General features: G+C 45.5%; 20 protein-coding genes. 4 read left to right on the top strand and 16 right to left on the bottom strand.

Annotated elements, in window-relative coordinates:
* Window positions 1-97: 97 nt before the first annotated feature.
* The 9 genes from ACX9NY_RS06920 to ACX9NY_RS06880 all read right to left on the bottom strand — a co-directional run bounded on the left by ACX9NY_RS06920 (window position 98) and on the right by ACX9NY_RS06880 (window position 14,114).
* A complete protein-coding gene (locus ACX9NY_RS06920; protein ID WP_472477765.1) occupies window positions 98-1,498 on the bottom strand; it encodes a hypothetical protein in 1,401 nt (466 codons plus the stop codon).
* A gap of 13 nt (window positions 1,499-1,511) precedes the next feature.
* Window positions 1,512-2,054, bottom strand: coding sequence for a sigma-70 family RNA polymerase sigma factor (locus ACX9NY_RS06915; protein ID WP_339255640.1), 543 nt, complete (start codon window positions 2,052-2,054; stop codon window positions 1,512-1,514).
* 224 nt (window positions 2,055-2,278) lie between these two features.
* The gene (locus ACX9NY_RS06910; protein WP_472477763.1) at window positions 2,279-2,557 is read right to left on the bottom strand and encodes a hypothetical protein; all 279 of its coding nucleotides are present in this window, start codon (window positions 2,555-2,557) and stop codon (window positions 2,279-2,281) included.
* Window positions 2,544-4,376: a hypothetical protein gene (locus ACX9NY_RS06905; RefSeq protein WP_472477761.1), complete on the bottom strand. Its 1,833-nt coding sequence runs from the start codon at window positions 4,374-4,376 to the stop codon at window positions 2,544-2,546. Before ACX9NY_RS06905 ends, ACX9NY_RS06910 begins: the two co-directional genes overlap by 14 nt.
* A 4-nt stretch (window positions 4,377-4,380) precedes the next feature.
* The gene (locus ACX9NY_RS06900) at window positions 4,381-7,935 is read right to left on the bottom strand and encodes a DUF4132 domain-containing protein (protein ID WP_472477759.1); all 3,555 of its coding nucleotides are present in this window, start codon (window positions 7,933-7,935) and stop codon (window positions 4,381-4,383) included.
* Between the two features lie 19 nt (window positions 7,936-7,954).
* Window positions 7,955-9,178, bottom strand: a complete 1,224-nt coding sequence (locus ACX9NY_RS06895) for a VWA domain-containing protein (protein ID WP_339255648.1) — start codon at window positions 9,176-9,178, stop codon at window positions 7,955-7,957.
* On the bottom strand, window positions 9,163-11,631 hold the full coding sequence (locus ACX9NY_RS06890) for a DUF5682 family protein (protein ID WP_472477757.1): 2,469 nt from the start codon (window positions 11,629-11,631) through the stop codon (window positions 9,163-9,165). Before ACX9NY_RS06890 ends, ACX9NY_RS06895 begins: the two co-directional genes overlap by 16 nt.
* Window positions 11,619-12,719: an ATP-binding protein gene (locus tag ACX9NY_RS06885; RefSeq protein WP_339234181.1), complete on the bottom strand. Its 1,101-nt coding sequence runs from the start codon at window positions 12,717-12,719 to the stop codon at window positions 11,619-11,621. The genes ACX9NY_RS06890 and ACX9NY_RS06885 overlap by 13 nt, the downstream gene beginning before the upstream one ends.
* Before the next feature lie 417 nt (window positions 12,720-13,136).
* On the bottom strand, window positions 13,137-14,114 hold the full coding sequence (locus ACX9NY_RS06880; protein WP_472477755.1) for an aldo/keto reductase: 978 nt from the start codon (window positions 14,112-14,114) through the stop codon (window positions 13,137-13,139).
* Between the two features lie 188 nt (window positions 14,115-14,302).
* Here ACX9NY_RS06880 and ACX9NY_RS06875 point away from each other — a divergent pair, with 188 nt between their 5' ends.
* The 4 genes from ACX9NY_RS06875 to ACX9NY_RS06860 all read left to right on the top strand — a co-directional run bounded on the left by ACX9NY_RS06875 (window position 14,303) and on the right by ACX9NY_RS06860 (window position 17,738).
* Complete coding sequence (locus ACX9NY_RS06875) at window positions 14,303-15,502, top strand: cytochrome P450 family protein (protein ID WP_339255654.1); 1,200 nt, start codon at window positions 14,303-14,305, stop codon at window positions 15,500-15,502.
* Between the two features lie 40 nt (window positions 15,503-15,542).
* Window positions 15,543-15,890, top strand: coding sequence for a ribosomal protein L7/L12 (locus tag ACX9NY_RS06870; RefSeq protein ID WP_472477753.1), 348 nt, complete (start codon window positions 15,543-15,545; stop codon window positions 15,888-15,890).
* A 130-nt stretch (window positions 15,891-16,020) separates the two neighbouring features.
* Window positions 16,021-16,308, top strand: coding sequence for an ArsR/SmtB family transcription factor (locus ACX9NY_RS06865; protein WP_278294764.1), 288 nt, complete (start codon window positions 16,021-16,023; stop codon window positions 16,306-16,308).
* 245 nt (window positions 16,309-16,553) lie between these two features.
* Window positions 16,554-17,738 carry an MFS transporter gene (locus tag ACX9NY_RS06860; protein ID WP_472477751.1) on the top strand — a complete coding sequence of 395 codons (1,185 nt, stop codon included), beginning with the start codon at window positions 16,554-16,556 and terminating at the stop codon, window positions 17,736-17,738.
* A gap of 120 nt (window positions 17,739-17,858) precedes the next feature.
* Here ACX9NY_RS06860 and ACX9NY_RS06855 read toward each other — a convergent pair whose 3' ends face one another.
* From ACX9NY_RS06855 to ACX9NY_RS06825, 7 genes are all read right to left on the bottom strand, one after another.
* Complete coding sequence (locus ACX9NY_RS06855; RefSeq protein WP_278294762.1) at window positions 17,859-18,614, bottom strand: SDR family NAD(P)-dependent oxidoreductase; 756 nt, start codon at window positions 18,612-18,614, stop codon at window positions 17,859-17,861.
* A 322-nt stretch (window positions 18,615-18,936) separates the two neighbouring features.
* The gene (poxB, locus tag ACX9NY_RS06850; RefSeq protein ID WP_472477749.1) at window positions 18,937-20,664 is read right to left on the bottom strand and encodes a ubiquinone-dependent pyruvate dehydrogenase; all 1,728 of its coding nucleotides are present in this window, start codon (window positions 20,662-20,664) and stop codon (window positions 18,937-18,939) included.
* A 498-nt stretch (window positions 20,665-21,162) separates the two neighbouring features.
* On the bottom strand, window positions 21,163-21,924 hold the full coding sequence (locus ACX9NY_RS06845) for an SDR family NAD(P)-dependent oxidoreductase (RefSeq protein ID WP_339234201.1): 762 nt from the start codon (window positions 21,922-21,924) through the stop codon (window positions 21,163-21,165).
* 151 nt (window positions 21,925-22,075) lie between these two features.
* Window positions 22,076-22,381: a Dabb family protein gene (locus tag ACX9NY_RS06840; RefSeq protein ID WP_339234203.1), complete on the bottom strand. Its 306-nt coding sequence runs from the start codon at window positions 22,379-22,381 to the stop codon at window positions 22,076-22,078.
* 150 nt (window positions 22,382-22,531) lie between these two features.
* Window positions 22,532-22,783 carry a type B 50S ribosomal protein L31 gene (locus ACX9NY_RS06835; protein ID WP_278294759.1) on the bottom strand — a complete coding sequence of 84 codons (252 nt, stop codon included), beginning with the start codon at window positions 22,781-22,783 and terminating at the stop codon, window positions 22,532-22,534.
* Window positions 22,784-22,927: 144 nt separating this feature from the next.
* Window positions 22,928-23,194 (bottom strand): HPr family phosphocarrier protein, encoded by a 267-nt coding sequence (locus ACX9NY_RS06830; protein ID WP_026081056.1) that lies wholly within the window; start codon window positions 23,192-23,194, stop codon window positions 22,928-22,930.
* 180 nt (window positions 23,195-23,374) lie between these two features.
* Window positions 23,375-24,448, bottom strand: coding sequence for an NAD(P)-dependent alcohol dehydrogenase (locus tag ACX9NY_RS06825; RefSeq protein ID WP_472477746.1), 1,074 nt, complete (start codon window positions 24,446-24,448; stop codon window positions 23,375-23,377).
* Window positions 24,449-24,520: the final 72 nt, after the last annotated feature.

Here is a 24,520-nt window from a genome sequence, read left to right as displayed (position 1 = left end):
TGTAATTCATTTTATATAAGTTGGACTTAAAAATATTCACACTTACAACTCCGGTGACAAAACCGCCTTCCGATCACTGCTATCCACTTTTAATTATTTATCTATCTTGCAAAGTCACTTTCTTTCCATTGAGTAACAGGTAGCTCACATCGTTCACCGGAATGGTCTTAGGGGATATCCACTTAATGAGATCCTGATCAAGCTGGAGGAAACCGGATTTGCCAGTCAACTTGGTACCATCCTTCAGGTGAACTTCAATACTCAGATTCTCCATGTGAATCTTGCTCAGTGCCTCACCTGTAAGTGTGACGCCAACTGCGGAAAGGGTTACATTTGCCTGTGAGGCTCCATTTGCATCAAGCTGAACGTTTCCTGTTTTACTCAAACCATTTTGACTCAAGTTAAACGTCGTTTTCCAATTCCCCTTTACAACTTCACTAATACTCGTAAAACTGCCTTGAAGTCTCAACTTATCTAAATCGTCAACAGCAGACAGATCATACACATACTCCTCATAATCTCCTCCATACCCGACCCCATCTTTCATATAATGTCCATAGCTAACGGAATATTCAGGTATATCGAGCTTTTGACCTTGCTCATCAGTGAAGTAGAAGTACCCATGATTGTACTCGCCAATTTCATTATCTGGATTAATCTGAATGTGTAACTTGCCATCCACAAAACCCATATTGGAAATATGCATCCATGCGATGCCCTCAATAGGGATATTCGTTACATCCTGATGCAATACCGGAATTGGATCGGTTTCCATCTGAATATCGGTTTTACCTCCCAAGCCACTTATACGATCTTGATTCAGAATATCATAGTCATTAATTTTCTTATCTTGTAACAATCGATCCCAGTCTACTTGGACATTGTAACCATCTTGACGAGAGGTACCCGACATCAGCGTATTGACCTGAACTGTAATTCGATTTTTGCTGACTTTTCCTTGAATGAGGAATCGGACAATAGCCGTTTTATTAGCATCATCATAATGAATAATCTGAGCGTTGTTTGCATTACCTCCGGTTACCCTGTAATCATATACATCCAATGTATCGTCAATGCGATGACCCGTCAGATCTGATAATGAAACATAGATTTCCGTTGTATCTCCGTCTCTGACAGCACCTATAACCTCCATTCGAATCCCTTGATCTTCACTCACCTGATGAACAGGCTGAAGAATGCCAATCCGATCTGCACCTAGAAAATGAAGAATAGAAGGCAGATCAATGATGCCCACAGATGCAGCTGCACCTGTAACAAGACATAACGATAACGCAGCGGTTACAGGAATATAGATGGCTTTGCGATACTTTCTTCCCCTATTCATGGACTTCTTAGTCTGTGCAGATGGAGCGGATGGATATAATGATGAATCTGATCTCGTAACGGTTGGTGGTTCATTCATCGCCAATTTATCATAGAACAACTTTTTAATATTAAAGAGGTTCTGCTCAGTGAATTCTTTCTCGGATTTTCGCATTTGATCGCCTCCTTTATTTCCTGTTCATCCACCATGTCCTCAATCGTTGCCTGGAGCGATAAAGCTTGTTATGGACTTGCCTAACGTGTAGGGACAATGCTTCCGATATCTCATGGGGTCTCTGTCCTTCGTAAAACCGACGTTTCATAATCTCCCGTTCCGGTTCTGGAAAAGATTCAATCATTTGATTAAGTTCCGTATATGTCTCTTTACTGATCATCTGAACCAACAAATCATCCGTTTGCACCGAATGAATCTCCTCTACATATGTAAGCTCAGTTCTTCGATTAAGTTTCCGGTAGCGATCAATCGCTTTATGTTTTGTGATCGTTGCAAGATAATTTTTCAAGCTACTTCGCCCAGATTGGAATGCATCCGGATTCTGCCAAAAAGCAAAAAATGTATCTGCTACGCATTCTTCAATCTCTTCTGCCGATGCATGATGTAGGATAGAATGAGCAATCTTCCATAACAAACCTGCGTAGTGGTTCATCACCCATTCCATGGCTTCAGGATCACGATTCACTACTGCCTTCCGTATCTGTTCTTCTTCCACGATTATATATCCCTCCCTTCCATGCGCATATGAGTCACAAATGCTGGTGTTGATCCGTGCTTCCTACTTATATTCGTTTGAGAAATGACTTTTACTTACTCCACGATAAAAAAAGATTTGCAGTGACCTTGTGGCCTTCTGCAAATCTTCTTATTTCTATGCTATATCTTATTTTCTACATCATATCGCTTCATGTGCCTTCGCTTCGCGGTTATTAACTAATATCACGTCTCTTCTTGCACACTGAGCTGCGCATATTGCGTGAGACGGCAATACTGAAATAACAGCATCTCTTCATTACCTTGTCCCAGAGCCACGCTACGCCCTTCTTTGATCATGTGATTCAACAACTCATGCAGGAAACCCATCTGCAACTGCATGGATTCAGCTGCCAGCTGCTCAAGAACTTCAATATCTCGGATCGCAAACTGGGATAACCCCCGCAGGAGCAACTCTTCAGACCAGCTGCTGATTCTTTGCATGAACTGATTATGCTCTTCCAAGTCTTCCCATCCTTCCATTCCCGATATCCAGTTTAAGACTAAGCACCGTTTGACCCTTTAGGAAACTGATTGGGCTAATCCGTCTTGATTCCACACGCACAAACGCATAGAAGTGTTCAAGGGATTGGGAATCATATCCTGATTCCAGTCTTTGGATCATTGTCTGCCAATCTGTTGAATACGGGAGCGTGAGTGTCAGTAGTTCTCCATCGGCACTCTCAACCTTTAGGACAAGATCTTGCGTTTGTTTGACAAAGCTATGGTCCACAATTCGGGCAACTTTGATCACAGCCAGTCGTTCTCTAGGCGCAGTGAATAAGTCAAATGTTCGCGATTCCTCTTGAAGTACAGACGATGCATCTTGCATGATTTTGCCCATATTCAGCGTTTCCACGCCCGAACGTGGCAAAATGGCAAGCTTGGCACCTTCTCCGGAAGAAATCCGGCGTTCTTCATTCACTTTAACGGAGTGGAATTGAACTTCTTCACCCACAAACTGACGAAAGGTCACATGAGGCAGCCATGGTGTAAATGCACCATAATGCTCTGTATATGAGAACTGCTGATCATCATAATACACAGCACGTACATCGCTATAGGTGTAGATTTCCCCATCATCGAAACAATAGAAGTAATAGGTGATTCCACGGAAACCGGATCGTGTCTCCCATGCATCGGCTCCCAGTCCATACAGGTGAAGTGAAGGAACCGTAAAGTATTTACTTCGAAAACTGCCAATGAGCTGACTCTGCTGAATGGTCGATACCTTTTTCTCTTCAAGAACCTGGAGTGCAAGATACAGCTTGCTTACCCGATCCAGCATGGATTGCATGGAGAAACGGATATGTCTGTTGAAAAACAACTGTAGTTCGCCTTGAATCCCTCGCAGACTGCGTTCGATGTCAGGCAGGTTGCCACTATGGGCAGCAATGGCCAGTGTCTCCAATTGTGCCATATAGGACTGCGGAAGACGGGCCAGTCCCGTCTTCAACAATCCTGCCAGCATCATGCGACATTCCTGCACGGTCTGCAAAGAAAACTTGGCTTCGTACACTCGTCCACTTAATGCATCCGTATCATCCAGCCCTTTTAGTGCACGATACCGTAACAATGCTTCAAGCTTGGCCAGCTTTCCGGCTGTCTGCTGCACCTTGCAAAGAGCTTTCGCAAGACTGGCTTCCTCAGTAAAAGACACCTCAATGTTCTGGCTTGTCAGCTGTACCGTAAGAAGTGAATCTTCAATGATCTTCACCTCTTCAGGGTACCTTAAGCGGAATACAACTTCCTCTATCATGGAAGCACTATATGGTTTAATTAACACGCTAAGATCAGACTCCGTCATCCAGCGGAAACGAGACTCCATTTCAAGAGATGGCGAATGCGAAACTACGTCTGAATCATCCCTATTTGATCCTACGTTTGACACAAAGTCTGTTACTGTTAAACCTTTTAATACGTCCAAGGAATTCTTTTCCGATATCCCTGAGTCCTTATCTGGCATTTGCTTCTCGTCAACACTGATCGAATCCTCTAACGAATGTTTCCGTTGATCATATAGAATTGCAATCAGCACATGCTTGCAGATATGCTCTGACGGACAGGAACAATTCCAATGATCCAGCGTATCCTCAAGCGTACATTGTGTCCCATCACTTAACTCGCAGCTCACGGATGATTCATTCCATGTGTATGTTACAGTTACACCATTGTCCAACTCTTTCAAAGACCTTTTGTACAATCCCTTGTTGGCGTAACGGATCAGATAATCCTCTGTACACAGCTTCGAAAAAATCCGGAATTTCTCCTTGAACGCACTCACGTTATCAACGCCCCGTTGCTCTCAAAATATCGTAGATCGTTTCACTGAATACGCGACCTGAAACGTTGCCCAGAGCAATGGGTTTGTTGTCACCGTAGTAATAATATTGCTTGTTATTCGGTTTGAAGAAATGCAGGGACTCCAGGGTAATGTCATCCAATCCCTCGTAATACGTAATACTCGTACCACTGAATTGCAATTCCGCAACAAGATCTCCGTACTCTTTATAAAATTCATGATACCAGCCGCCGTCCTGTGCAGGCCCCTTGATCCAGCCGTATTTCTCCAGTGCTTTGGGGAAAGACGTTGGTGAGAAATCAGACTCAGGTAGACGATCGTATTCATTCTTGGTCTTGTCCTCATCTTCAGGCTGATGAATTTCACGATTCAGTTGCTCAAACGGCTGCTTGATCTCGTAATCCTCCAACTGCGTTATCCAACCTTCAAGCGTCGCCTGATCCAGTTCCAATGGGTGTATAAGTCCCACTTGTGCACCTGAAGGCAGATCAACCTCATCTTCATCCACGGAATTAAAGGTGCCGTCCTCCATATAACGGAACGTGCTGATCAGAACGCCATCCTCATACGTTCCCCAGATCAGACCAACAGCAAATTTTTGCATGATGACATTATCAACAAACAGAGATTTCCACTCATCGGCAGACCACAGACGTTGCTTGGACAATGATTCTTCCAGACGCTGCGCCTGAATATTAACCATGAATTTGAGATCTTTTTTCAGCTGCGTAAAACGTGCCTTGGACTGTGCTGCGAGTTCAGCATCGTCTTTCTGTGCAGGAGCAGGCAGACTCTTCACGGATTTGCCCGTTTCTTCATTGAGTACAACCACTTGCAAGTCTCCATTCACCTTAACCAGGAAGGAGCGCTCCCCGTAACTCAGCTGCATGGTCCCTTTTTCATCAAAACCAAGTGTAGTGACCAGCCGATCTTCCAATTGTTCCGAGGTAAGTCCCATATTATCAGCTGCAAGCTGCAATGCTTCTTCAGCTGCACCTTTCACTTGGCGGTTCTTCACACCACGTTTGATCTTGTCAATCGCCATAAGAGCGGATGGATCTTTCAGATAAGCGAGCACTTTTACAGCATCCGCTGCAATCGCACCACGACTGTTTTCGGTCCATTCCTTAATTTGCGGAGCCAGAATATTTACAATCTGAATATCACCAAAGAGTGCTGAAACATACATCACCCACTTCTCTTTCGCGGGAGCACCTTCCTGAATCCAGACCTGAAGCAATTCACTTGCAAAACGAGCGAGCGATGCCTCACTTACGTAGTCCCGTAATTCATTTAACCTTTCATTGGGACCAGATGTATGATCCAAGGATTGCACCAGCACATAAAGCTTAATTCGGTCATCTACCGGCTGATTATCTTCTGTCCGTATCAGGGATGGGAGATCTTTCAGGGACAACCAGCTTAGTCTGGACAGCTTCTTGCTATCTGCCTGATCAGCAAGCGCAGCATGAGCATACTCCGGGCTCAGATCTGCGGTATCGAGCAGAATTTGAATCAGGTTCTTCCAATCCGCTGCCTTCTCTTTCTTCAAAAGCTCACCGTACAGCTCCTTGCTGTTTTCGAGACTGCGGATTGCAGTCAGAGCCATCTCCTTGATTCCCGCTTTTTTCTCCGAGAGGTATACGAGCGTATACAAGTCCTCATCAGGAATCCGGTTAAATTCGGCTAAAGCCACACCATTGGCCTTCTTGGACGAATCCTGCAATCCGGCACGAATTGCTTCGGACAGTTGTTTCTTCGAGATCTCATCACGTTGTTCAAAAGTAATCTCCAGAATTAAAATGCGCGTATCCGTTGGCAGCTTCTTGTACTGTGTCAGTGCATAGTCCAAGTTCTGCTGAATGATTCGGCGGTATTCGTCATGTGGCATGGCTTTGTATCTGTAGTCGGTCATGCCATTGAGAGAGATCAGGCTGGTCAGCAATTTCTCACGCTGCACCTCAGGATCTTGCCCATAACGTTGAAGCAGTTTCTCTCCACTAAACGCGTATGAATTATACATGTCTGAGACAATATCCAGCGTCCAATCGGGATGAGTGGTCAGGATTGCGAATCTGCGCATTGCTTCCGACTCCAAGGGCAGAAAACTAATACTGATGAGAATATGAACACGCTTCTTGTCCCGATTCAGTTGATTAAACAACGCACGACTATTCGAGTCTTGCCAATATTCCTCAAGGGTGTTTTCCCCACTTAAGTATCTTGCAATCGCAATTCCCTGGCGCCCCCCATCCAATGGATGCCGCAAAGCGCTGAATACCGCTTGCTCCAATGACTCCTCTGCATTGGGCAGCTCCAATCCCTGATCCTCCATGAATTTTTGAATGCAAAGTTTGAGGAATGGCGTTTTGATCAACTCGTAAGCTCGAATTGCTTGTTCAGGATGATTCGTGACCGCGGATCGTAACATGTTCCAGGATATGGTATACATATTAAGCTCGTCTCTCAGCATTTCAACCAACTGATAAGGCTCATCCAGAGGCACAAGTCCAGCAAGCAGATCATTGGGACTCTTTGCTCTCGGGTCCATACTCAGCAAGTAACTTCGAACTTCAAGTGGATAAATCTCATGTAACTGATGCAGGGTGTGAAGCAAAACATTCCCAATCTCACTCTTTGCATCAAGAAACCGTTGTTTGCCTCCACTAATATTAATCAGGTACAACAAGGCACTGCTCACCAGTACCATCGTTTGATGGAATACAGCGTGTGAACATTGCTCTTTAGGAGAGAAAGACGTATTGGGATACAGCTCAGCTATGAGCTGACTACGCTTTTGCTTGAGGAATTCATCTTTTAATTCTTGGGAAGAGCCGTTATGCTTCCCTTGAATGTTACTGACCACTATAGGTTCGATCAACGTATGTAGCTCATTCCGCAACTGATCAGGATCATTCGCCATCACATGTTGAAACAACGCTGGCAACGATTGCGCAGCAGATTCAACCTCTGCATGAGAAGAGGTATCACTTAGCTTCGAATATAGTTGCAGGAGCATTAATGCATTAATGACATCCCGATAATTCCCCTGACTGTCCGCTTTTTTGGAATCAAAAAGCCACTGGGCACGTTTTAATTTGCTCTTCAATTCAGCCAGAATTTCGTTTTCGCCCGCAAACTGTTGGATCTTCTCCAACCTGGCCAACAACCCGCCCATGCGATCAGAACTTTTGCTCTTCCCGCTTAAGCCGTAGGCTTCAGAATCATTTCCCATACAGATGGTAAAGGCATCCGTTCTCCATGTATTTCTTTTTGAATAAGTCGATTCCAGATATATCACAATAGCCCCGGCACGGTAAAAGATGTCTCCGTCCTCTTTTTTGGCGAGCTTCATGAGCAGATCAATCGTCTGATACACATAATGACTCGAATTTCCCAACATATCCGGGAACTTGTCTGTCGTTCCCAAGACATAATCAATAATCTCGGAGCTTCGATCTGTTTTTAATGAATACTCGTTTGAACACGTTACTGCGAATTTCTCCACCAAAGTTTCTACTGCACGATCTGTGGTAAGCATTACACATTCCTCCTTGAATTTAAGTGATGATCTCGCCAATCCAATCCGCAAGCTCGTTTGGGGTAATTGCTGCTACATGTGCGCCCATATTGGTCAACGTCTGTGCTGCATGTTGGTTATAGACTGAATCTCCGTTAAAATCGAGCGCAGTGAGAACCAGCAATTTGCAGCCTGCGTCGATGATATCTTTACAGGCTTTGTACATCTGCGCGATTGGGTAACCTTCCTCCAGGTCACTGACCAGAATAAAGATCGTTTTGCCTGGATTATCGATCAGCGTCTCGCCATAACGCAACGCTTTGGTAATATGTGTGCCCCCGCCGAGTTGTACATTCATAAGCACGTCTACCGGGTCTTCCAGTCTGTCGCTCAGGTCAACCACTTGGGTATCAAATATGAATAGTTTTGTTCGTAGCGCATTCAAGCGATAGAAGATGCTGGCCATTACCGAACTATAGATGACTGAATCCAGCATACTGCCACTTTCATCCACTCCAATGATGATGTTCCACTTGTTATGGGGCTGTATATTCCCGTCGAAATAGAGTCGATCAATCACAAATCTGCGCTTATTTTTATCATAATTTTTCATATTTTTGGTGATGGTTCGTTTGAAATTCAGATTGCGCAAGGATCGTACTGAACTGGAGGTATAACGACTGCGCTTACCCATGATACTGGCTCGAGTCTGAGACTCCAGCTTGCTGCGAAGTTCTTCCACCACCGTTCGCACGATCTCTTTAGCGCTTTTTAACACCTCACCTTTCATCCGTCCTTTGAACTGCATAATGTTCTTGAGCAGATTCATGTTGGGTTCAAGGGACTCAAGCAGCTTTTTGTCTGTTAACAATTCAGTCAGTCCATAGCGGTCGAGTGCCTGCTTCTCCAATATTTCTACCGTTGGTTTGGGGAATAGGTCCCTGACCTTGTGTAACCATTTCGGTACAGTCAGGTTGGACGCACCGCGTCCTCCCTCTTTTCGATAACCTTGTTCTTCACCGTATTCACGGTTATAGAGATAGCCCAGAATCTCATCCATTTCCGTATATTGAAATTCACTCGAAGTGTATTGGTCTGTATTGCACAGCCCTTCTTCGGCCGATTCACCAAGAATCAGACGCCAGCGATTTAAGGTTTCAGCAGAAGGATGCTCCCCTCGTTTGCCTCCATCCAGATTGGAACTTTCATGGTTATCTCTGGATTCGCCCGCTCTCCGATTCGCCTCATTCATATTAGCTTCCATGCGGCAAACTCCTTTCGAAGCGCTTCGTCCCATGCTTTGGACTGGATCAGCATCTGTTCATCAAGCGCAGGTCTTGACATCTCCACTGGTTCAACCTGATGCAGACTTGCCACCCGTTCAGCAATCAAACCTGTTTCCATTGGTGTAAAGTAAGTGAATGCCAGCCTTAATTCCGGTACCATGCTGATGAAGTCGTCGTATGACAGCTTTTCAATCAACACATTCAACTCGGATAAGAGCTGATCTTCATATAAAAAAGCGTCACGTGCGACTGTGAATACGCCCTGTAAAAAAAGTGCCGTTTGACGGGTCTGATCCGGTGTACCATGGATATACCCGCGAGCACGATCAACAATCTCATCTCGGGGCCTGTCTCCGAGACCTGAGGAAATAGCCACACACACACCCTCCAGCTGTGCCGGAAGCTGGTGATCAGACAAAAGCTCATTCAGATGAATTCGGAATGTCTCATCCTGAAAATACGCCTCCGATGACTCCGCGAGCATGGCTAGCAGCTTCAGTCCCTGAATAATGGCTTCATGTTCATCCGGATTGGCTCTGGAGAGCTGCAACAACTTGTCCACGGCGTTCCTATAAGCTTCGGATACCAGGTCAGGGAGATGTTGCTCGTCAGATAATCCCAGCAACCTGCGGTGTTGATGAATTCGGTTCAAGACTTGCAAGCTGTTACATAAGGATAGGAAATTCCCGTCGGTTCTCAGCGCCGAGCGCACCTGTTCATAGAGCTTCATTGCTGTGTTCTGAAGTCCCATGAGCAGTGCTTGAAGCATGAGCCCGGCAAGTTCACCGCTATGATGATCCGGGATCTCCTGCATTTGTTCTTCCATTTTGCGTGTGGCTGCTCCAGCAAGCGTTCCGCCATAGAGTGAGTTCTCTATCAATCTGGCCTCAATACGGGAAGAGTACATATAAACCCAGGTTTCACGAACCAGATTCATGTCACGCTCTGCGATCCAGTCTGGCCCCGATTGCCGTTTTGCGAATTCTGGAACCAGATACGTGATGCATTGAATCAATTGGCTGATCTGACGATGCTCTGGTTTCGCATACAAATCCAGCACTTTCTTGTGTTGTCCTGTTGTGCGAATCTGCAATTTGTAGACTGTACAACGCGCCTTGAAATCCTCCACGATGGGGATACTGAATGAATTGGGAGCCACGCTTCCAATGACGTCTCCTGTCAATAACTGCTGTAGCTCTTGCAACGGTTTATCGGTAGCCAAGGTAAGCTCCCCCTTCACAAAGGAAGAGAGTGCTGCATCCATCAACTCGTACACGCCGCCTTCCCTTTTACCCCGAAGACCGGCAAGTCCCTGAATCATACTGTACGCCTCAATCGCATCACTGGTTGATACATGTTCGTGACCGTCCCGTAATTTGCGCATCAGCCGAGATAACAAGTCCAGAGCCGTTAGATTGTATGGTGTACTCTTCTTGCGAAGCAGCTGGTTCCAGATCTGATCGTAATAATTCACATAAGGCATGCCGCTTGCATATCCATTAAGCCGATCTGCTTCAGCAAAGGTATAGACCATCGGGTACATCTGTTGGTGAACCGCACTTGGATCAAACGCACTGTGTGGAGACCTACCTGGTTTAACTTGTGCATCCAAATGTTGTTCTGCATGTTGTTTATCCATTTCTGGCTGTTCCAATTCTGATTCATGTTTCTCTGACATCAACAGTCCATAAGTATGAAATCCACCAGTAATGACAAGCACACGCTCATGCTCAAGTACCGCTTGTTGAATACGTTGTTTCATATACACTTCTCTTGCCAAATCACCTGAAGACTGTAATCGTTCCGTGGAATAACACATTCGGGATAGCGTACAATACGTAAATACATCCTGCACGAATTCCTCAGTAGACTTCTCCAGTCCACCAATCTCAAACACCTTTTCCCACAATTCATCAAAACTGCGACAGTTTGTTTTTTGGCACAATCGGTTGATAAATTCCGACCCTGCAAGCAAGGTTTCGTCTTGGATGGAGATCTCCTTTTGCTCTATCTGGCCGGATTTGGATGCATGAGTGGAGAAATGTTGGTAGTCCAGGTCAATAAACTTCGCCGGAATGCCCAGTCGTTTTGCTTCTTTCATGGCCACATATTCAGGCGAATAACGAAGCATCGGATAATAGCAGGCTTCTCTCTGCAACTCACTCTCATAGGTGTAGTACAGACTGACAGGAGGCAAGGTTGCCTCATCACTCAGAACCGAAATGAATGGATTACCGCTCTCTGGTCCTTCGATCAGAATGATATCCGGCTTGTACTCTTCGATTAATCGTAACAAGTGATATGAACATACAGGACTGTGGTGTCGTATTGGGTAATAGACCGTATGATTACTCAGGTTATAGACATGGGACTTGAACAAGGATTGTAACTGATCAACATCAGGGTCCAGAACTGCTGTTAACCGATCCATTTTCTCTCCTCATAATAGTCCTTCCATATTCCCTCTTCCCTGGAACGTTCTTTAACAACCTTGGAGAAGTAGGTTTTGAGAATGGACAGATCCTTGTCGTTTTCCTTCGCAATGGTCCCTAGCATGTTCTGCACTAATCGATCCAGCGCAATAGCCTTATCTTCGTAGTAATAGGAAGTCATCGCACTCTGAACATAGACTGACACCGCTTCTGCTGTACTCATAGAGGCTTGAGGTGTATCCAGCTTGTAGCCCTCCCGTGTCATGCCGGTGCGCAGTTCCATAAAGGTTGTAGCCAGCAATTCAACCACATCCGGGTTAATTTCAATATCAATTCCACTATGTAATAACAGGCTTCTTGCCTGGGATTCAATAATTTTGGCTTCCATCTTCACGTTATGAATGGGCTTGATCGTTTCAAAATTGAACCGCCGTTTCAAGGCACCGCTCATTTCGTTAACACCTTTATCCCGAATATTGGCTGTAGCAATAACGTTAAATCCCGGCTGGGCAAACAGTACACCGCCATCCAGTTCGGGAATGCTCATAACCTTGTCACTGAGAATACTGATCAGACTATCCTGCGCTTCAGCGGGACAACGTGTAATCTCTTCAAATCGGGTAAGAATGCCTTTCTTCATTCCGTTATATAACGGCGATGGTACAAGCGCCGCTTCCGAAGGGCCTTTATCCAGCAACATGGCGTAATTCCATGAATACTTGATCATGTCTTCCGTCGTACCTGCTGTACCTTGAATCGTGTTCAGGCTGGTGCCGGAGATCGCTGCGGTTAATAGTTCGCTAAGCATGGTCTTGGCTGTTCCGGGTTCTCCCACAAGCATTAATCCCCGATTGCCTGCCAGAGTGACTACTGCACGTTCGATCAACACGTCATTGCCATAAAATTTGCGGGTAATCGGGATTTCTTCTCCATTCCATAGCGCTGGCTTATCCCTGCCAATAATAAAATCACGCACATAGGCGGGAGATAACAGCCAGTTCGGGGGACGTTTTCCCTGATCCTCTTCTCGCAGTGCACGTAATTCAACCTCGTATAATGTCTCGGCGGGTGGTTTAAGCATCTCCATCGTCAAGGTGTCTCCTCTCACATAAACAGATCGTATGTTCTTATTCCTATCATTTTATCACAGCACCCTGACATCTACCCGGTAAAACGATAAAAATGGTTGAAACGTCCTTCTTATCAGCACTCTTCCTAAGCCCATGGACATATCCTCTAGCACAAATATGAAGTTGAATTATCCTTATAGTCGTTTCGACACACGGGTTTCGAGCAAAAGAGCATGCTTATGACTAGTACATTCGCAGTGTAGGTCATATGATCATAGGAATCATTACACTTTCCATATTGTGTTTCAACCAAATGAGGCCAGATATCACAAAGAAAGACACAGCTCAGCAACCGTGTCTTCTTCTACAATCATCTTTCACACAATATCTATTAATTTTTCGATCAAAACAAAGCAATCCTCTGATATCTCTAGTTACATCCTACGCCCGCATGAAGCGGAATACAGCTCGTACCACTCATAACGGGTAAGCTCCATATTTGCTGCATCACGACAGGCCAGAATACGTTCTGGTCGAATCGAACCAATGACTGGCTGAATCCCTGCTGGATGCTTCATTAACCAAGCCAGTACAATAGATTCCGGTGTCACCCCACGCTCTTTGGCCATTCGATCAACCAGCCCAGCCGTATGCGCAATCTCCGGGCGTTGTCCTTCGACGACCCTGCCCGTAAATCGACCTTGAGCAAGTGGACCCCAAGCTTGCAGTTGAATATGTTCTGCCTGACAATATTCCATCGTGCCATAGGGAAATACGTTGTCTCTGGCTTGGGGGCGATTCACCGTCACACCAGCTTCTACGAATCCAATTTTGTCCAGACTCATCTCCAACTGATTCACAATCAGAGGTACTTTACTATGAAGTTGAAGAAGGCGAATCTGTTCAGACCCCATATTGGACACACCAAAATGGCGTACCTTACCGGAATGATGCAGCTCAGCCAGTGCTTCTCCAATCTCTTGTGGATGGGCTAGTGGATCAGGACGGTGTAACAGCAAAATGTCCAGATAATCGATGCCAAGCCGTTCCAGGATACCGTCGACACTCGCCAGGATATGTGCACCTGAAGTGTCATAACGCTGCGGTCCTTCATCATCACCCACAAGACGTATACCACACTTCGACTGTATAATGATCTGTTCACGTAAGCCAGGAGTTTCGGATAAGACTCGCCCCAATACATGCTCTGCCTTACCACGTGTGTATATATCCGCCAGATCAAAGTGATTAATCCCTATTTCGATAGCCGCTTCGACCGCTCGATGACCCTCCACGACAAGATCTGAAGTAATGGGAAGTCCGTCCCATTCGCCCCCAAAACGCATACAGCCAAGAACCATTCGACTTGCCGGAATCCGGTGTTGATGCAAAGGAAGTTGTGTGTAAGACATGTCAGCGTTCACCTCGTTTTCATTTTTACCAAGCATAATAATCATTTCTATCTACCATGTCTTCTTCCATCTTCCTCTATTTTCCTGCTCAATCATTCACCTGGACCAAAAACAAGGTTTCAAAAGCCTACGTATTGAATATATAGAAGGTGCAGACATATGAAGGAATATGAGAGGAGATTTTGCATTTGAAACCGAATGAAATAAACGAATCCTCAAAGCCAGCGTTTTTTACCAAAGAATTCACACATAACCCTTACCCGGTGTATGAAAAGTTAAGAAAAGATGAGCCTGTTTTCAGAGTCATGTTTCCACATGGAGAATTCGGTTGGATTATTACCCGATACGAGGATGCAGTCCAGATTTTGAAAGATCCTCGCTTCAGCAAAGACATGGTCCGACGTTATGGCGCTGAAAATCAAAGCATTTTCTCGAATAATATGTTATTCTCCGATCCGCCAGATCATAGACGTCTTCGGGGACTTGTGCAGAAAGCATTCACACCCAAAATGGTCGCTAACATGCGAAGCCATATTCAGGACATCGCTGATGAACTGCTGGACAACCTCCCGTCACAGGAAAAAATGAATCTGATCGATGATTTTGCTTTCCCGCTGCCCATCATTGTTATCAGTGAAATTCTGGGAGTCCCTGCCCAGGATCGTGACCAATTCCGCATATGGTCCAATACGGTAATCGACGCTTCCACAGCGGAGAGCGCTGAGCTGTTTGAGCAGCATTCGAAGGAATTTACGGATTACCTTACGGCCTGGTTCGCGAAAGTACGCCAAGACCCGGGCACAGATCTGATCAGCCAGCTCGTCATTGCAGAAGAATCCGGGCAGCAGTTAACTGAACAAGAATTGCTTGGCGTGGTCTCCTTATTAATCATTGCCGGTCATGAAACAACCGTTAATCTCATCGGGAACGGTATTCTCGCCCTGCTGGAGCATCCGGAGCAACGCGAACTGCTGATCAAGCAACCCGAGCTTATTCACAATGCCATTGAAGAGATGCTGCGTTATAATGGACCGGTAGAGTTCAGCACATCCCGTTGGGCTCTTGAAGATATTGAATTCCGTGGACAGCATATTGCTCAAGGTGAACTTGTCATCGTTGCGCTTGATTCCGCCAACCGGGACGAACAGCAGTTTAAGGATGCTGATATCTTCGACATTACCCGCGAAAAAAGTTCACACCTGGCTTTTGGCAAAGGCATTCATCTCTGCCTCGGAGCCCCGCTTGCTCGTCTGGAAGGTGAGATTGCAGTCAGCACACTTCTGAATCGTTTTCCAAATATGCAGCTTCAGGCAGATGTGAATGAACTGGAATGGAGACCTGGTATGATTGTTCGTGGTGTCAAGGAAATCCCAGTTCAACTTAAATAATGGCTAATAAGGAATACATGAAAGCGAGGCACATGACATCATGGAAATGAACACCTTGATATGGATCGTTCTGTCGCTTCTGATCCTAGTAGTATTGGTCCGAGTTACCAGCCTGCAACGCCAATTGAATGAATTGAAAAGAGATGTGGAGCGTCTGGAGAATGGTTCAACCGCAATCGCCAGCCCACGCTCCGACTACAATTTCACCTTGTCGCCGAAGGAAGCATCTGCTTCACACACAAGCCCACCGGGTCAAACTGATCTGGATTTGGAGCTGCTTGCACTTATACAACAAGGGAAAAAAATTATGGCGATCAAACGACTGCGCGAGGCCAGAGGTCTTTCGTTGAAGGAAGCCAAAGACTATGTTGATTCCCTGGAACGGTAATATGCAACTATATACAACTCACATCACTCTCGGGGGAAGAATCTTCGTCCGAGAGTTTACTTTTCAAAGGGCATATGATACTGTATTTCTATATTACTAGAAATAAGAAATAAAGACGAAAGGACGGATGATGATGCAACCAAACCCGAATGAACTTGAACAAGTGGTCAAAATTCATAAAGCACTTGGTGAACATACACGCTATAAAATCATTCAGATTCTATCGGGCGAAAGTAACCTGTGTCCTGCCGATCTGGAGAGCCGCCTTGTTACCGTTGCCCTATCAACTCTGTCTCATCACCTGAAACAGCTGTCCGATTGCGGCTTGCTCACCTCACAGAAGAAAGGTACGTATATCTACTACAGCCTGAACACGGAGACCGCACAGAAGTATGTTCCCTATCTTCTAAATAAATAAAAAATTTAAGTTATATTTCTATATAATTAGAAATACCGAAACATTGAACAATTATCATTGTAGAATGAGGTCACATAAGTTTATGCTTATGCCAATCTTCAGGATCTCAGTTGTTACATCACCATTCGCAGATGGGTTACATTTCACATATGATTTGCATTCACAGATTCATGCCTTGTTCTCTCGTCATTATTTCTATATTTCTAGAATTATAATAATCATGAACAGAAAGAGGTTATGTATCCATGTCTTCTACGCTCAAAATCTATGTTCTTGCCTTGGTCAGTTTCCTTGTAGGAACGTCCGAATATGTCATTGCCGGCATTTTGGATCGCATTGCAGATACCATGAATATCTCTTTGATCGCTGCCGGGCAACTCATTACGATTTTTTCGCTCGTATATGCGCTTGGTACACCTGTCATTATTGCACTGACTTCGCGCTGGGATCGTCGCAGGCTGTTGCTGTACTTCCTTGGTCTGTTCGTTCTAGCGAATGTACTTGCTTATCTGTTGCCGGGCTATGGTCTGTTCGTCGCAGCACGTGTCTTGATGGCTCTGGGTGCAGGCGTCGTTGTTGTCACGGCGTTAACAGTCGCTTCCCAAATAGCTGCCGAGGGCAAACAAGCTAGTGCAATTGCCACAGTAATCACTGGCTTTACCGCTTCATTGATTGTTGGCGTTCCGCTAGGAAGGCTTGTAGCTTCATCATGGGATTGGAAGCTTGTTTTCGCAGGCATAACCGTTCTCGGCATTCTCGCCATGCTGGTTATTGCGGCCACCATTCCGCCTTCAAAAGCGGAAGCATCTGTTCCACTGAAGAAACAACTATCGTTGCTCAAACAGCCACGAATTGGTTTAGCACTGCTCGTGACATTTTTCTGGTTAGGTGGTTATTCCATTGCTTACACGTATATCTCACCTTATCTCGTAACCGTTGCAGGAATGAGCGAAGCACTGCTCAGTTCAGCTTTACTCGCATTCGGTATAGCTAGTCTGATTGGTTCAAAAGTAGGAGGATTCAGTGCTGACAGATGGGGTGTCAAACGGACGTTAATCACAGGCATGACACTGCATATCGTGAGTCTGGTCCTGCTGAATATAACGGCAAGCTCTCATCTCACTGTCTTGCTTGTTCTGATTTTGTGGTCATTTGCCGCATGGTCTTCGGGTCCAACTCAGCAATATAACCTCGTGACGATGGCTCCCGAATCCTCAGGTATTATGCTTAGTCTGAATAGTTCGGTCATGCAATTAGCCATGGCCGCTGGAGCAGGTATTGGTGGCATCGCGGTCAGCAGTGTATCATTGTCATCCATTACCTGGATTGGGGCTGTCGGGGTCGTTGTGGCCATCATCATTGTTATTGGCTCGTATCGTTCATCATCTAATAAAAGTACACAAACTGATGCATCACACAACGTTGCCTAATATGAATTCGCAATACCATTCGTAGTATAAAAGAGGAATCAAAAAGAGAGGCACTGTACACATACAGTGACCTCTCTTTGACCATCTTAACAACTATTTTATTGCCAATAAGCTTAACGCTTATTGGGCTGTAACTGCACCATCAATCGGATATACTGCACCATTGATATACGGCGCTTCATCTCCCAGAAGGAAGGAAACTAGGTTCGCAATCTCTTCCGGTCTGCCAAGGCGTCCAGATGGAATGCTGTCCACCGTTGCTTTGAACACTTCAGGATTATCTTTACCAAACTGAACAACCATCGGTGTCTCAATCGTGCCTGGCGCAATCGCGTTCACACGAATATTGTCCTTGCCATATTCAATTGCAGCTGTGCGGGTCAAGCCGACCACGCCATGTTTGGTTGCTGCGTAAGGTGCAACCGCGGGTACACCAACAATACCGGCTGTGGAGGCTGTATTCAGAATGGAACCCCCACCTGTCTTGAGCATTTCCGTAATCACATACTTCAACCCGTAGAACACACTTCTCAGGTTAATATCAATAATTTGGTCAAACTGCTCGATCGTATGTTCAATCAACTTGATCCCAGGACCCGCAATACCTGCATTATTAAAGAACATGTCGATTCGTCCGAACTCTTCGACTGCTTTTTTTACATAATTCTCAACTTCAGGTGCTTTACTCACATCTGCTTGTACAAAAATAGCTTTACTTCCCAGCTTCTCAATCTGCTTAACCGTTTCACGACCTGTCTCTTCGACAAGATCCACAACGACAATGGATGCGCCCTTCTCAGCCAGCTTTAGCGCTGCTGCTTGGCCCAATCCACTTCCTGCTCCAGTGATAATGGCTACTTTTCCTGCGTGACTCATGTTGATCTCCTCCATGTGTGTGTGTCATCTTGTGATTGGATCGATGAATACGATATGAAACGTACGTACATGCAATGATGCAATATGTAGGTCAAAAATGGCATAAAACCTTCCTGACTTTACCTATTCTAATAGACTTTCGACATAAAAACAAATTATATAATATGTATCCATACTATATGACATGTCACATTTTCATCATTTCATGGAAGGAGCACGCAACTAGAATGTCTTGTTGCATGCTCTCTTTATTACATAAATAACCCTATTAAAATTAGTGGTTCCACACCTTCAAACGTGCATATCCACTTTAACGTAGCGCCTATCTCAGCAAATTGGTTTTTGCCAATTCAATGATCTCGTCACCGCGTCCGTTCAGCACGGCTTTCATCATCCATAAGGTGAATCCTTCCGCCTGTTTGAACTCAATCTTCGGTGGTAAGGACAATTCCTGACGGTTCACCACCACATCAATCAGTACAGGACCATCATGCTGAAGCGCACGCTGTACAGCCCCTTCCAGTGCACCCGGATCTTCAACGCGAATGCCTTCCATACCCATCGCCTGGGCAACCATCGCAAAGTTCGGATTGACAAGCTCTGTTCCCGACTCCAGGAATCCGGCAGCCTTCATCTCCAGCTCAACAAAACCAAGTGCTCCATTATTAAACACCACAACCTTGATCGGCAGATTATGCTGTTTCAATGTCAACAGATCACCCATCAGCATCGTAATACCACCATCACCCGACAACGAGATGACTTGTCTGCCGGGATCAGCAACCTGGGCACCAATCGCTTGTGGCAAGGCATTCGCCATCGTACCGTGACTGAATGAACCGAGCAGTCTGCGGTTGCGGCTCATCTCAATATAACGGGCCGCCCATACTGTCGGTGTACCGACATCACATGTGAAGATGGCATTTTCTGCGGCGGCATCACTAATGACCTTGGTCAGGTACTGCGGATGGATGGGCTTTTTGCCCGGTTTTCCAACGGCCAGCTCGTCCAGTTCTTTACGTACTTTCACATAACGATCCACACTTTTACGCAAATGTTTGTCACTGTGTTCTTCTGTTAGATATGGAAGCAAGGTTTCAATGGTCGATTTTACATCCCCACACACGCCGTAATCCAGCTTCGTACGACGACCGAGATGGGAAGATTGTATGTCGACCTGAAGTACTTTTGCATCTTCGGGATAGAATTGACGATATGGGAAATCCGTTCCCAGCATCAATAATACATCACAGTCCATCATGGCATGATAACCGGATGAATACCCGATCAGGCCGGTAAGGCCGACGGAATAGGGGTTGTCATACTCCAAATATTCCTTGCCTCTTAACGCAATAACCATGGGGGATTTCAACCGATCACAGAGCTGCATCAGGGGTTCCCGAGCGCCCGCGCAGCCTGCACCGCACAACAATGTAATTTTTTTGCCTTGATTCAGATATTCCGCCAATTTCACGAGTTCAGGCTCAGAAGGATGAACCACAGGATGGGTCGCGTGATATACATGCTCTGGCACAGGCAGGTCCGCCGCCTCAAGTCCAGCTACATCCCCCGGCAATACAACGACAGATACACCTGAACGTGCGACTGCTGTCTGGATCGCCATCGTAAGAGAACGTGGCATCTGTTTTGCTGTTGTAATTACTTCACAATAATCACTGCATTCCTGGAACAGATACTCCGGATGAGTCGCCTGGAAATATTCGCTACCAATCTCGTCACTTGGGATATGTGCAGCGATGGCGAGTACAGGCACACGATTGCGATGACAATCGTACAGACCGTTAATCAGATGCATGTTACCAGGACCGCTGCTACCTGCGCAGACGGCGATACTTCCACTGACCTCAGCGTCTGCCCCGGCAGCAAAAGCAGCCACTTCCTCATGCCGCACATGAATCCACTCGATCTTGCCTGAACGACGGATGGAGTCAAGCACCGCATTCAAAGAGTCTCCAACAATGCCATATATTCGTTTGATGCCAGCGTTCAATAAGGATTCAACCAGAACGTCCGCGACTGTTTTTTTCATAAGTGATGGGTCTCCTTTGATAGCTCATTTTGATTATGTTTCCACTCAGGTAATATACCTATTCTTATACCCCAATCTGCTGAAAACCGAACCAAATCATATGTATATCTGGATATATGAATAATTAAGCACCTTATAACGGTTGTTTCATTGTTAGCAAAATTCCAAAAAATTAGGCTTTTCAAAAAGAATACCGCTTCTCTCCAATGACTAACGAACGCTAACGAACCTACCGCACCTTAAAAGGAAGATTATCATCAGTTGCAAGATTTAACGAACCCCAGCAACGCTATATAGTCATAAACGGGCTTCTACACCTAAAAAATCAAGTGAATCGACGAAATAACGTCTCTGTGATTCGTTAGATCTCAGATCTCGGCAAATGGGGGCGAATAACGTGTGTCAGGTTCATTACAAAAAAAACAAAGCAAAGAGGATGCCCCCGCCATATTCATGACTTATGGGACACCCTCATTAAGGTTGAACTCTTATTCGTATTTAGATGGCAGGCATCACATTTCCACCACTTACCGGGATATAGGCACCTGTGATAAATGAGGACAGATCCGAAGCGAGAAAAGCAACTGCATTGGCAATTTCCTGATCTTCACCCCTGCGCTTCAGTGGCACGGTACGCGTGTATGCTTCATCGTGTCCAGGCTCACTGGAGCGATCACGTTCACTGATTGTCCATCCAGGTGCAACCTGGTTTACGGTAATCTGATACTCGCCAACCTCCTTGGCTAGCACGCGATATACGCCATCCATTCCACGCTTACCAGCGGTGTAGGCCGATTGGTGAGCGAAGTTTTGCATCGCACATTCGGTATTAATGCCAATAAAGCGACCTGCTTTGACGTTTTGCATATGTGGAATGAAAGCTTTGGCAAGATACACACTCTGCATAACACAGGACTCGAACTGACTCAAATAATCTTCAGGAGACTGTTCCAACACCGTTGTCCATTCATATTGAATGACCGCATTGGCAACGACGATATCCACTCCGCCGAGGACAGGCTGAATTTCATCACGAATCCGAAATGCCGTATCCTGCTTCGTAATATCTCCCTGTACAATTACAGCCTTACGACCAAGTGCTTCAATCTCACCCTGGAGCTCCCGAGCTTTGGTATCATTATTAATGTAATGTAAAGCCAGATTGGCGCCACAGTTGGCCAACGTGCGTGCGATGACTCTCCCCAGTTGTCCGGTTGCGCCTGTAACAAGAGCCGTTTTTCCTGTGAGATCCAATTGCATAACAGCAAAAACCTCCTTTAATTTATTTTAACGAAAACGGTTTCGGGAAGTATTGTATTATCTCTACAATCACGCATTATGAAGAGAAGAATACAGCATTGTACAATGCTGTATATGGTAAGTCAGCTTGCTTCCCTATATGTAGAGAATATTAATGATTATGCTGGATCAGATCAATTTCCTGGAAGCGACTGACTTCCTTTTCCCAACGCTCTTCTACATACTGACGGTGAACCGGGTGATTGTTGTATGCATCATACGCAGCCTGATCCGCAAAGACCATCGAAAAGCTGTAGTCAAACTCATTCTTCTCACTTACCTGTCTCAGAACCCGAAATTGCTCTACCCCAGGAATGGCTGCCAGTGCATCCGAACTTTCCTTCAAAAAGGCTTCTGCCTCCGGTGTATCTTTACCTGCGTATAGTGTAAACGTTACCATATGTGTGATGCTGCTCATCTCTATTTCCTCCTTCATATGTTCTTGCTCTGTTTTCTAGTGTACATCCGAATGTGTTGTAAGCGCAATAATTGGTTGAATTAATTTTTATTAATACACAAAAAAACCTCAGGACGAATCCCAAGGTTTTCTTGTAATGTATGGACAAACTTATTTGTTGATGTTGTATTTACGGTTAAATTTATCAACACGACCACCGATATCCACGTTTCTTTGTTTACCAGTGAAGAACGGGTGGGATGCGGAGCTAGTGTCCACACGGATTACCGGGTAAGAGTTACCATCTTCCCACTCCATAGTTTCGTTAGAGGACTTCGTGGAAGAACTCAGGAATTTGTAATCAGCACTTGCATCGTAAAAAATTACGATTTGTGTCTTTGGATGGATGTCAACTTTTGGCATAATCTATTTACACTCCTTTAATATGGGTACTTCTTTAGAATCAAACTAAATTTTATTATACTCTTTTTTTGGACAAAGTACCAGCAGGATTTGAGGAATAGCCAAAAAAAATATGATATCTGTGATTTTGCACCTAATCAGGTGTTACGCCGTCCCTTTCTCCAGTACATTCAGCATGTACTCCAAAGCCTCCAGTTCATCCCTGCCCCTTGTCTGTAATCTGACAACACTACCATATCGAATGGGTAGTAACGCCATTCCAAGCAGGCTTTTGACATCTACACGATGCTCATGCTCAGACTCCATATACGACAAAATAATATCCGAGGAAAAACGTGACGCTTGAGAAGATACCGACATCAGATCATCCCGATGAAAATCAGCGTGAATCATAAATTCATGTACTCTCACAACTTTCATTTCCTTTCGCTAGGTACTTATTCAAGGTACTTATTCACCATGATGGTGTGTATCCTTTTATATATTAAAATCTTCATGAATTATACCATGTTATGGGAGCTTGTCTATCCCTTAATTTTGTGAAAAAAACAAAAAAAGAGTCCTGAACTGCCGGACTCTCTCAAGTTGTGCCTATCTGCCGTTCGGATATACCATGACCTTCAGACTACCGCTCTTATTGTGTAATGCACGTTCCATCGCCTGCTGTGTCTCTTCGAGTGAATAACGATCTGTAATCAGGGACATTACGTCATGCTGGCCGGAGCTCAGGAACTCGATCCCTGCCGGATACGTGTTGGCATAACGGAATATGCCATAGATATCAACTTCATTGTCCGCAATAAATGGAACATTGAGTGCAATCTCATCCTGTGCAGGCAGACCCACAATCGCAAGTTTACCTCCACGTCGAAGGGAATACAGAGCAGATTGTAGCGCCTTTGGATTGCCCGCTGTTTCCCATGCGGTATCGACACCCACACCACCTGTTAAATCGCGAATCACAGCCAGCGCATCTTCATTCCGCACATTAATGGCATGAGTGGCACCCATGCGGCGTGCCGCTTCCAGCCTAACTTCTTCCAGATCCGTTACAATGATCTTCTCTACACCGAAAGATTTGGCAGCAGCCACGGCCATGAGTCCAACTGGACCCATGCCCATAATCGCCAGGGTTGTACCCGGAGCCAATTTGCTCCGGCGTGCAGCGTGAATCCCAACGGAGAATGGCTCGTTCATTGCGGCTTCTTCATAAGACAGATGATCTGGAATCGGGAATACCATATCTTCACGCATCACCATGTATTGTACAAATGCGCCATCCACGGGAGGGGTCGCCAGAAATTGTACATCCGGACACAGGTTATAGCGACCTTCCTTGCATGCCGTGCAACGTCCGCAAGTCACCCCAGGCTCAATAGCAACCCGATCCCCTGTTTTCAAACGTGATACGTTCGAGCCCACAGCAGCAATGATCCCCGCACACTCATGACCCAGAATGATCGGTTTTTCCACGACAAATCTGCCTATGCGCCCATGTTCGAAATAATGCACATCCGAGCCACACACCCCGACAGCCATCACCTGGATTAACACCTCATCCGCTGCTGGTTGGGGAACGGGTTGTTCCTCAATAATAATATGTCCTGGCTTTGTCATGACTGCGGCCTTCATGTTCTCGGGCAGTTGATGTTGTCCCATACGCATCTCCTCCTCAGGTATGTCCATGCTGTCTATTGTACATCAAAGAAAACAAGGTATCTTCCCTCTTTACATCAC

Source organism: Paenibacillus sp. CB74 (genome assembly GCF_055687625.1).
The sequence above is the reverse complement of the archived record's forward strand: the minus strand, read 5'-3'. Positions and strand labels throughout refer to the sequence as shown.

Excerpts from the sequence above, each read along its gene's own strand:
- ACX9NY_RS06885 (WP_339234181.1), bottom strand. The coding sequence starts at position 12,719 with ATGGAGATGCTTAAACCACCCGCCGAGACATTATACGAGGTTGAATTA.
- ACX9NY_RS06880 (WP_472477755.1), bottom strand. The coding sequence starts at position 14,114 with ATGTCTTACACACAACTTCCTTTGCATCAACACCGGATTCCGGCAAGT.
- ACX9NY_RS06835 (WP_278294759.1), bottom strand. The coding sequence starts at position 22,783 with ATGCCAAAAGTTGACATCCATCCAAAGACACAAATCGTAATTTTTTAC.
- ACX9NY_RS06865 (WP_278294764.1), top strand. The coding sequence starts at position 16,021 with ATGATGCAACCAAACCCGAATGAACTTGAACAAGTGGTCAAAATTCAT.
- ACX9NY_RS06920 (WP_472477765.1), bottom strand. The coding sequence starts at position 1,498 with ATGCGAAAATCCGAGAAAGAATTCACTGAGCAGAACCTCTTTAATATT.
- ACX9NY_RS06845 (WP_339234201.1), bottom strand. The coding sequence starts at position 21,924 with ATGCAATTGGATCTCACAGGAAAAACGGCTCTTGTTACAGGCGCAACC.
- ACX9NY_RS06860 (WP_472477751.1), top strand. The coding sequence starts at position 16,554 with ATGTCTTCTACGCTCAAAATCTATGTTCTTGCCTTGGTCAGTTTCCTT.
- ACX9NY_RS06895 (WP_339255648.1), bottom strand. The coding sequence starts at position 9,178 with ATGGAAGCTAATATGAATGAGGCGAATCGGAGAGCGGGCGAATCCAGA.
- ACX9NY_RS06890 (WP_472477757.1), bottom strand. The coding sequence starts at position 11,631 with ATGGATCGGTTAACAGCAGTTCTGGACCCTGATGTTGATCAGTTACAA.
- ACX9NY_RS06855 (WP_278294762.1), bottom strand. The coding sequence starts at position 18,614 with ATGAGTCACGCAGGAAAAGTAGCCATTATCACTGGAGCAGGAAGTGGA.
- ACX9NY_RS06900 (WP_472477759.1), bottom strand. The coding sequence starts at position 7,935 with ATGCTTACCACAGATCGTGCAGTAGAAACTTTGGTGGAGAAATTCGCA.
- ACX9NY_RS06840 (WP_339234203.1), bottom strand. The coding sequence starts at position 22,381 with ATGAGCAGCATCACACATATGGTAACGTTTACACTATACGCAGGTAAA.
- ACX9NY_RS06825 (WP_472477746.1), bottom strand. The coding sequence starts at position 24,448 with ATGCGTATGGGACAACATCAACTGCCCGAGAACATGAAGGCCGCAGTC.
- ACX9NY_RS06870 (WP_472477753.1), top strand. The coding sequence starts at position 15,543 with ATGGAAATGAACACCTTGATATGGATCGTTCTGTCGCTTCTGATCCTA.
- poxB (WP_472477749.1), bottom strand. The coding sequence starts at position 20,664 with ATGAAAAAAACAGTCGCGGACGTTCTGGTTGAATCCTTATTGAACGCT.